Source organism: Actinophytocola sp. (genome assembly GCF_035942955.1).
In the GTDB taxonomy this organism is placed as follows: Bacteria; Actinomycetota; Actinomycetes; order Mycobacteriales; family Pseudonocardiaceae; genus DASYTH01.
Window position 1 is genome coordinate 22,385 of the sequence record NZ_DASZCQ010000189.1, and the last position, 7,795, is coordinate 30,179.

Here is a 7,795-nt window from a genome sequence, read left to right on the forward strand (position 1 = left end):
ACGTGATCCGCTCGCCGCGCTACTCGGCCGGTGACGGTGACCGGCGCTCGGGGGCCCGGCTCACCGCGACCGCGCGGACCTGGTCGCGGCCGGAGTCCTTGGCCGCGAACATCGCGTTGTCGGCGGCGAGGAGGATCTCGTCGAGCTCCTTGCCGGCGTCCGGATACGTGGCCACTCCGATCGACGCGCTCAGCCGGAGCCCTTCGAGCGGCTGCCCGGTTGTCGTGTTCTCGATGCGGAGGTCGCGGACGCGGGCACAAATTCGGGCCGCCGTCTCGATTGCGGCGGTCAGTTCAATTTCTGGCATCAGCACGACGAACTCTTCGCCACCGAAGCGGCCGCAGAGGTCGTAGTCGCGGACCTCTTCCCGCATCGCGTCGGCGACCGCCCGCAGGACGTCGTCTCCGGCCAGATGGCCGTGCTGGTCGTTGACCCGCTTGAAGTGGTCGAGATCCACCATCAGAACGGCACACTCGGTGCCGTTGCTGTGGGCACGCTGCAGTTCGTTGGTTGCCAACGTCTGCCAGCTCGTCGCATTGAGCAGGCCGGTCTTCTGGTCCGTGGTCGCGGCGTGCTCCAACTGTCTAATCAGTACACTGCGGTGCAGCACGTACAGCGGCATGAAGATCAGGGCGACCAGCCATGGTCGCCAGGCGAGCAGCACCGCGGTGAGCGCCCCGATGCACAGGGTCGCGTACTCGATGCTGTTTTCCTGCCAGGTGCCCAACAACTGGACGATCGAGGTGTCATCCCGGTTGAGGATCATCGCCAAGGCGACCAGACCGGAGTTCACCAGCGAGTACACCAGGATGACCAGCACCAGCCAGGCCAGTCCGACGGCGGTGATGTCGTCGAGGATGTCCCCGGTCGGCGCCAGGTCGGCCACACCCCGCGCGGCGAGGCAGGACAGCACGACCATGCTGGCGGAGAACACAACTCGATAGGGGTGCCTACCCGTGATCCGCCGCCACATGCGGAACCACATGTGGCCGTACAGCAGGACGACGGTGGCGACCGCCAGGCTCGGCGAGGTCAGCAAGGCCGCTGACAAGGTCCACACCGAGGTGAGGTTGACGTGCGGGGTGCCGGCCAGGCGTCGGCGCATGCGCTCCACCTGACGGGAAGTCTCGGTCGCGACCACCCCGATGATCGTGATCGCGGCGAAGTTGATCAGATCCCGCTGCGTGACCGGTTGCGCGGCGATGATCCATGCGGAGAGCGCGACGGCCAGCACCTCAACCGCGAGCATGAATGCGACGCCCCGGCGGGGCTTGGTCCATAGCATCCAGGCGGTCATCGGGTCGCCATCCTCCCCACCTGCAGTCGACCCCCGGCCGTACTGAGACACCACCTCCATAATGAGGGCGCTCGAGTCCCCAGTCGACGATTCCGTGGCGGATTTGGTTCCGGCAGTGGCCGTGTCACGCGACCGTCACCGCGCTCTGCCTGGGAGGAGGTGCCTCTCATGCGTAACAAGGAGTACTGATCGCTGGCGTTTGGTTCTTTCGCGTGCTCTGGCTGGGAGGAGGTGTCCGTCGTGGCGAACAAGGAGTACTGATCGCCGATCTTTGGTTCTTTCGTGCGCTCCGACTGGGAGGAGGTGTCCGCTGTGGCGAACAAGGAGTACTGACCGTCTGCCCTTGGTTCCTCCACGCACTCTGCCTGGAAGGGGGTGCCTTTCGTGACTAACAAGGAGTACTGATCATGTCTCATCTGGCCACGCTCGCTCCCGGCGACCAGGTCGCGCCGGGGGCGAGCAACGCGCCGCCACCATCCGCCTACGCACAGTACGAGCACGATGCCAAGTAAACCTGCTTCGGCGACCGCCCGGAAGGGCCCTGTGGCCTCGGCTGCGACGCCGCCCGCCACGATGGCCAGGCCCTGGGAGGCGTACAGGCACGTGGCGATCCGACCCATGACCGCCCCCCGGCGGTGGTCGGGAACCAGCTGAACCACGATGGCCTGGGTCAGGATCAGGTAGGCCGTCGACATCGCCCCGCTGGCCGCCCACAGCGCGATCGAGATCGCCAATCCCGGTCCCGGAGCGCACAGCACCAGCGGAACGCCCGAGCCCGCGGCGAGGAGCACCACCGACAACCGTGTCGGACGGATCCGCACCCGACCGAGGAGCCAGGCGCCGATCACGCTGCCCAGCGGGTCGGCGGCCATCAGCAGGCCGACACCGAGCGATCCGACTCCGATGGCCGCCCCGTACGGCGCGGCGAGCCCCTCGGGCACGACGAACAGACCGGCCAGGGCCACGATGGCGACCACGGCCAGCACCTGCCGGTTGCCCGCAAGCGATTCGGGTGCGCCTCGGTCCGCGGACGTCGCGGTCCCGGCCGCGGCTGGTCGGGAGCGCACACCGCGCACGATCAGCGCGGCGCTGGCGAGGAACGTCGCGCCGTTCATGGCCAGCCCGGCGTGCGGCTCGACCGCGGTGAGGAGCATGCCACCGGAGGCGAACCCGACGAGTTGGGCAGCCTGACCGGTGATCTGGCGCAGCGACATGCCGACGACGAATCGATCGTCGTCGAGAATCTGCGGGAGTAGGGCGAGTTGGGCGGCCTTGAACGGGGCCGAGGCCATGCTGAGCAGCCCGACGAGGGCCCACAGCACGGGAAGCGGGATGCTCGGGATCGCCATCGCGCCGGCGAGCGCGGCGCGGAGCAGGTCGGTGGCGACGAGGACCTGGCGGCGCGGGTAGCGGTCGGCAAGGCCGGACAGCAGGGCGCCACCGAGGACGGCCGGCACGAACGTCAGGGCATAGGTCAGGGCGGACAAGGCGGCCGAGGAGGTGCGCTGGAAGACGAGGACGGCGAGGGCGACGCGGGCGAGTTGATCTCCGAGCAGGGAGAACAGCTCGGCGGCCCAGAGGGCGCGGAACTCGCGGATGGCGAGCACGTCACGGAAGCCGGTTCCCCGACCCCTCATCGTGCTCACCCCCGGAGGTAGCGCAGGACGACCGGCTCCCCCAAGGCGTGACTACGACGGTAGGCGGGACCGCGGAACCGAGCACCGGGTCCAGCCAATGACCACCCAGATATACTACTGTGATTACATTTCGTAGTCACCTATGTGGCGGACATCTCGAGCATCCGGCCCACCGTACGCCAGTTGCGCATCGTTCCCAGGATCTTGATCCGGCGCCCCCACAGCTCGGGAAGCTTGGCCCGGCCAAGGCCTTTGGGCAGGTGGAAGTACACGTCGGCGCCGCGCACGGCGAGCTCCTCCGGCGGATACTCCGCATCTTCCATCGCACCAAGGTCCTTGTCGTTCGGCTCGGACATGAGGAACAACACGTGCAGGTGCCCGGGATCGGCCTGAGGGAACGGGTTCCCGGCGACAATCGCGGCGAGCTGCTCGTGCGTGCGGATCACCACGGCCGGTGCGACCCCGAGTTCGGCGGCGATCGCCGACTCCAGCGCGGCGCTCAGCTTCGCCGCGTCCAGGCTGCTGGTCAGCACCACGTTGCCGCTCTGTATATATGTAGCCACGTCGGTGCAGCCGACCGAAGCGCAGATGTCGCGCAGCGCGGCCATCGGCACCTTGTTGTGCCCGCCCACGTTGATTCCACGCAGCAGTGCGACGTAACGGGTCACGCCACCTCCGGATCAAGCACAGTCAGGTGTTGCGTTGGATGATCTCCGGAGTATCCGGGATCGGTTGGCTGCCCGGGAAGTCGGCCTGGTCGGCGGTCAGCGCGCCGATGTCCTGCAGGATCGTGGTGGAGCGCCGTCAGCAGCTGCGCGCCTGGTCGTGGCGGCCGAGCGCGCTCAAGCCGCGGCCTCGCCGTATCGGTAGCCGATCCCCGGCAGATGTCGAGGGAGCTCCCCAGACCCGGTCCACCAGCACGGCGTGGTTGACGTCGAGCGGCAGGGTGGCGAGCACGCAACGCTGCCGTGCCGGGGCCGAGGTCGAGCGCCCGGCCGTCGATGCTCGCCTCGACGGTGCCGGGGAGTCGAAGCTCCAACCTCCTCGCCCATCCCCCACCCCCACAGTTGGCCGCCGGCTCGTGTACCCGGCCTGGCCAGGCAATTCAAGGACCTGCAAGGTTGCGCGCCCCGCCGGGCGCACTGCTGGGTGCCGTGTGGCCTGGGGTCCACACGGCACCGCGGCCGGGCTAGCGTGGAAACGTGGTGGACCCGAAGATCGCGGCCGTGTTGCGCACGTTCGTACCGGACGGCCGGTTGATCCGGCTGCCCGCCAAGCGTGGCCGGCGGCGGGTGGTGCTCGAGCACGTGGTGCAGTCGTTCGAGCCGGGCCGGCGGTTTCCGGAGCGCGAGGTCGACGCGGTGCTGCGGGCGTGGTGCGCGGGTGGCGAGGTGGATCACGTGACGCTGCGCCGGTATCTGGTCGACGAGGGTCTGCTCAGCCGGGATCACGGCGTGTACTGGCGATCCGGCGGCTGGGTGGATGTGCTGGGCGCGTGACGAAGCGGTCGTGGTGGGGCTGGGGATGGGTCGACGCCGCGGTCGGTGCCGCGGAGCGGGCCGGGCTGGCGGGGCGGCTGCCGCCGCACTGGGTCGGCGATCCCGTTCCGGTGCCCCGGATCGAGGACCTGAGGCTGCGGGCGCCGCGAGTCGAGCCGCCCGCGGCGCTGGCCACGATCTGCTCGACGGATCCGGAGGACCGGGCCGGACACACCTACGGCAAGGCCTACCGGGACGTGGTCCGGGCGCTCGCCGGTGACCTGCCCGAGCCGCCCGACCTGGTGGCGTTCCCGCGCACCGAGGCGGATGTGGTCGACCTGCTCGACTGGGCGGGCGCCGCCGGAGTCGCGGTGATTCCTTACGGCGGCGGAAGTTCGGTGGTCGGCGGGGTGGAGTACCGGGGCGGCGCCCACCCCGGTGTGGTGTCTGTGGACCTCACTGGTCTGGACCAGGTGCTCGAGGTGGACCGGGTCTCGAGGGCGGCGCGCATCCAGGCCGGCGCGCTGGGGCCGCGGCTGGAGCGGCAGCTTTCCGGGCACGGGTTGACCCTGCGCCATTTCCCGCAGAGCTTCGAGTTCTCCACCCTCGGCGGCTGGCTGGCCACCCGGGCCGGTGGGCACTATGCCATGCGGCACACGCATATCGACGACTTCGTGGAGGCGCTGCGGGTGGTGACCCCGGTCGGGATCAGCGAGTCCCGCCGGCTGCCGGCGTCGGGGGCGGGGCCGTCGCCGGACCGGCTCTTCCTCGGCTCCGAGGGCGCCCTGGGAGTGATCACCGAGGCCTGGCTGCGGCTGCAGGACCGCCCGACCCACAAGGCTTCCGCCGCCGTCCGGTTCCGCACCTTCGCCGACGGCCTTGGCGCGGTGCGGGCCATCGCCCAGTCCGGACTGGAGCCCGGCAACTGCCGGCTGCTCGACGCCGCGGAGGCGGCGATCAACGCCGGCGTCCGGGATGGCTCGTCCGTTCTGGTGCTGGGCTTCGAGTCCGCCGACCGTCCGGTGGACGCCGGGCTGGCCAGGGCGGTGGAGCTGGCCACCGATCACCACGGAACATACCCACCGGTGTCCACTCGGGACACTCCAGACCGGCCGGATGCGGTCGGCGCATGGCGGTCGGCATTCCTACGTATGCCCTACTTAAGGGATGCGTTGGCCCGTTTGGGGGTCATCGTTGAGACCATTGAGACGGCATGCACCTGGGACCGGGCGACCGAGGTGTGCGAGACGGTGCGGGCCGAGTTGGGCGACGCGATCGAACGGGTCTGCGGCGAGCCGGGCATCGTCACGTGCCGCACAACTCATGTTTACCCGGATGGAGTAGCGCCGTACTTCACGGTGATCGCCCGGGGCCGGCGCGGGGCCGAAGTCTCGATGTGGGACGACATCAAGGCCGCCGCCGGCGACACGCTCGAGCGTCTGGACGCGACGATCACCCACCACCACGCCGTCGGCCGGGACCATTTTCGCTGGTACGACCGGCAACGGCCGCGTCCTTTCGGTGCGGCGCTGCTTGCGGCGAAGAATTCGTTGGATCCCAGGGGGATCCTGAACCCGGGCGTGCTGTTCCACTAGGTGGGCGAATCATTCGGCCATTCGGGGCACGCCCGGCCGGAGAATCTGATCAGCCAAAGTGGACAGATTGCCGGCCACTGTGGACAGCGAGGCTTCGGCGTGGCACGGTGGAGTCGTGTCTGAACTGAATGCAACCGCCGCGGCACTGTTGGGCCTCCTGCACGAGGGCCCGCAGACCGGCGGACAGCTGGTCGCCGCCGCCCGTGACCGCTTCGGCTCGTTCTTCAGCGTCACCCGCAGCCAGGTCTACCGAGAGCTCCCGGCGCTCGCCAACGCCGGGCTGGTGCGCCTTGGCAAGCAGGGTCCACGCTCGAGCCAGCAGTACGTGATCACGGCCGCCGGGAAGAAGGCGTTCAAGAACTGGCTGGGTGGCGAGCCCGGCCCTGATCACCTTCGCAGCCCGCTGATCCTCCGGCTGGTGCACGCGAGCGCTCTCACCACAAAGCAACGATCAGCGCTGGTCGACTCGGCCAAGAAGTACTACTCGGACGAGGCGGAGGTCGCCAAGTCCGCCGCCAAGTCGGCCGACGACCCCTACGTCAAGGCGGTCGCCGAGTTCGGCGCCGCCAGGGCAAGGGCCGTGCTCAAACTGCTCGACTCCATCCCGACATAACAGGGCCGGCCAACCGGGTCTGAAAAGACGGGGCGTCCGGGTTCACGTAACCTCATAGAACGTGAACCCGGACGTCGCAGCCGACCTCAAGGACCTCGCCGACACCCTCGCCAGCGTCGAGGCGGTGATGGACCTCGATGCGCTGCGCGCAAAAATCGCCGAGCTCGAGGAGCTGGCCGCACGGCCGAACCTCTGGGACGACCCGGAGACCGCCCAGCAGATCACCAGCCAGCTGTCGCACAAGCAGGGCGAGCTGCGCCGGGTGACCGAGCTGCGCCAGCGTCTCGACGACGTCTACGTGCTCTACGAGCTGGCCGAGGACGAGGGCGATGCCTCCAGCCTCGCCGAGGCCGACGCCGAGCGCGCCCGGCTGCGCACCGAGATCTCCTCGCTGGAGGTGCGCACGCTGCTGTCCGGCGAGTACGACGAGCGCGACGCGCTGGTCACCATCCGGTCGGAGGCCGGCGGGGTGGACGCCGCCGACTGGGCGGAGATGCTGCTGCGCATGTACCTGCGGTGGGCCGAGCGGCACGGCTACCCCACCGAGGTCTACGACACCTCCTACGCCGAGGAGGCGGGGATCAAGTCGGCCACCTTCAAGGTCACCGCGCCGTACGCGTACGGCACCCTGTCCGTCGAGCAGGGCACGCACCGGCTGGTGCGGATCTCCCCGTTCGACAACCAGGGCCGCAGGCAGACCTCCTTCGCCGGGGTCGAGGTACTGCCGTTCGTGGAGGCCGTCGATCACGTCGACATCCCGGAGAAGGACATCCGGATCGACGTGTTCCGCTCGTCCGGCCCCGGCGGGCAGAGCGTCAACACCACCGACTCGGCCGTGCGCATCACCCACCTGCCCACCGGCATCGTCGTGTCGTGCCAGAACGAGCGCAGCCAGATGCAGAACAAAGCCCGCGCCATGCAGGTGCTGGCGGCCAAGCTGGCGGAGAAGCAGCGGGAGGAGCGCCGCAAGCAGCTGGAGGAGATCAGCGGTCCCACCACGCAGGCCTCGTGGGGCACGCAGATCCGGTCCTACGTGCAGGCGCCGTACCAGCTCGTGAAGGACCTGCGCACTGACCACGAGACGGGCAACGTGCAGGCGGTGATCGACGGCGACCTCGACGAGTTCATGGAGTCCTTCCTCCGCTGGCGCCGGGCCCAGCAGGAAACCGGTTGAC

7 protein-coding genes are annotated in these 7,795 nt (G+C 69.2%); 4 read left to right on the forward strand and 3 right to left on the reverse strand.

Annotation, left to right across the window (positions count from 1 at the left end; translation table 11 throughout):
* Positions 1 to 19: 19 nt before the first annotated feature.
* From VGX25_RS18640 to VGX25_RS18650, 3 genes are all read right to left on the reverse strand, one after another.
* Complete coding sequence (locus VGX25_RS18640; protein ID WP_326919092.1) at positions 20 to 1,297, reverse strand: GGDEF domain-containing protein; 1,278 nt, start codon at positions 1,295 to 1,297, stop codon at positions 20 to 22.
* Positions 1,294 to 2,934: an MFS transporter gene (locus VGX25_RS18645; RefSeq protein ID WP_326919093.1), complete on the reverse strand. Its 1,641-nt coding sequence runs from the start codon at positions 2,932 to 2,934 to the stop codon at positions 1,294 to 1,296. Before VGX25_RS18645 ends, VGX25_RS18640 begins: the two co-directional genes overlap by 4 nt.
* A gap of 140 nt (positions 2,935 to 3,074) precedes the next feature.
* Positions 3,075 to 3,602: a DUF1697 domain-containing protein gene (locus VGX25_RS18650; protein ID WP_326919094.1), complete on the reverse strand. Its 528-nt coding sequence runs from the start codon at positions 3,600 to 3,602 to the stop codon at positions 3,075 to 3,077.
* A 534-nt stretch (positions 3,603 to 4,136) separates the two neighbouring features.
* On the opposite strand from VGX25_RS18650, the gene VGX25_RS18655 reads away from it, so the two are divergent.
* The 4 genes from VGX25_RS18655 (at position 4,137) to prfB (ending at position 7,794) form a co-directional block, all read left to right on the forward strand.
* Positions 4,137 to 4,433 carry a DUF2087 domain-containing protein gene (locus VGX25_RS18655; protein WP_326919095.1) on the forward strand — a complete coding sequence of 99 codons (297 nt, stop codon included), beginning with the start codon at positions 4,137 to 4,139 and terminating at the stop codon, positions 4,431 to 4,433.
* Positions 4,430 to 6,007, forward strand: coding sequence for an FAD-binding oxidoreductase (locus tag VGX25_RS18660; protein ID WP_326919096.1), 1,578 nt, complete (start codon positions 4,430 to 4,432; stop codon positions 6,005 to 6,007). Before VGX25_RS18655 ends, VGX25_RS18660 begins: the two co-directional genes overlap by 4 nt.
* A 115-nt stretch (positions 6,008 to 6,122) precedes the next feature.
* Entirely contained in the window at positions 6,123 to 6,620 is a 498-nt protein-coding gene (locus VGX25_RS18665; RefSeq protein WP_326919097.1) for a PadR family transcriptional regulator, read from the forward strand.
* A gap of 61 nt (positions 6,621 to 6,681) precedes the next feature.
* Positions 6,682 to 7,794 carry a peptide chain release factor 2 gene (prfB, locus tag VGX25_RS18670; RefSeq protein ID WP_326919098.1) on the forward strand — a complete coding sequence of 371 codons (1,113 nt, stop codon included), beginning with the start codon at positions 6,682 to 6,684 and terminating at the stop codon, positions 7,792 to 7,794.
* The last annotated feature ends 1 nt before the right edge of the window (position 7,795 follow it).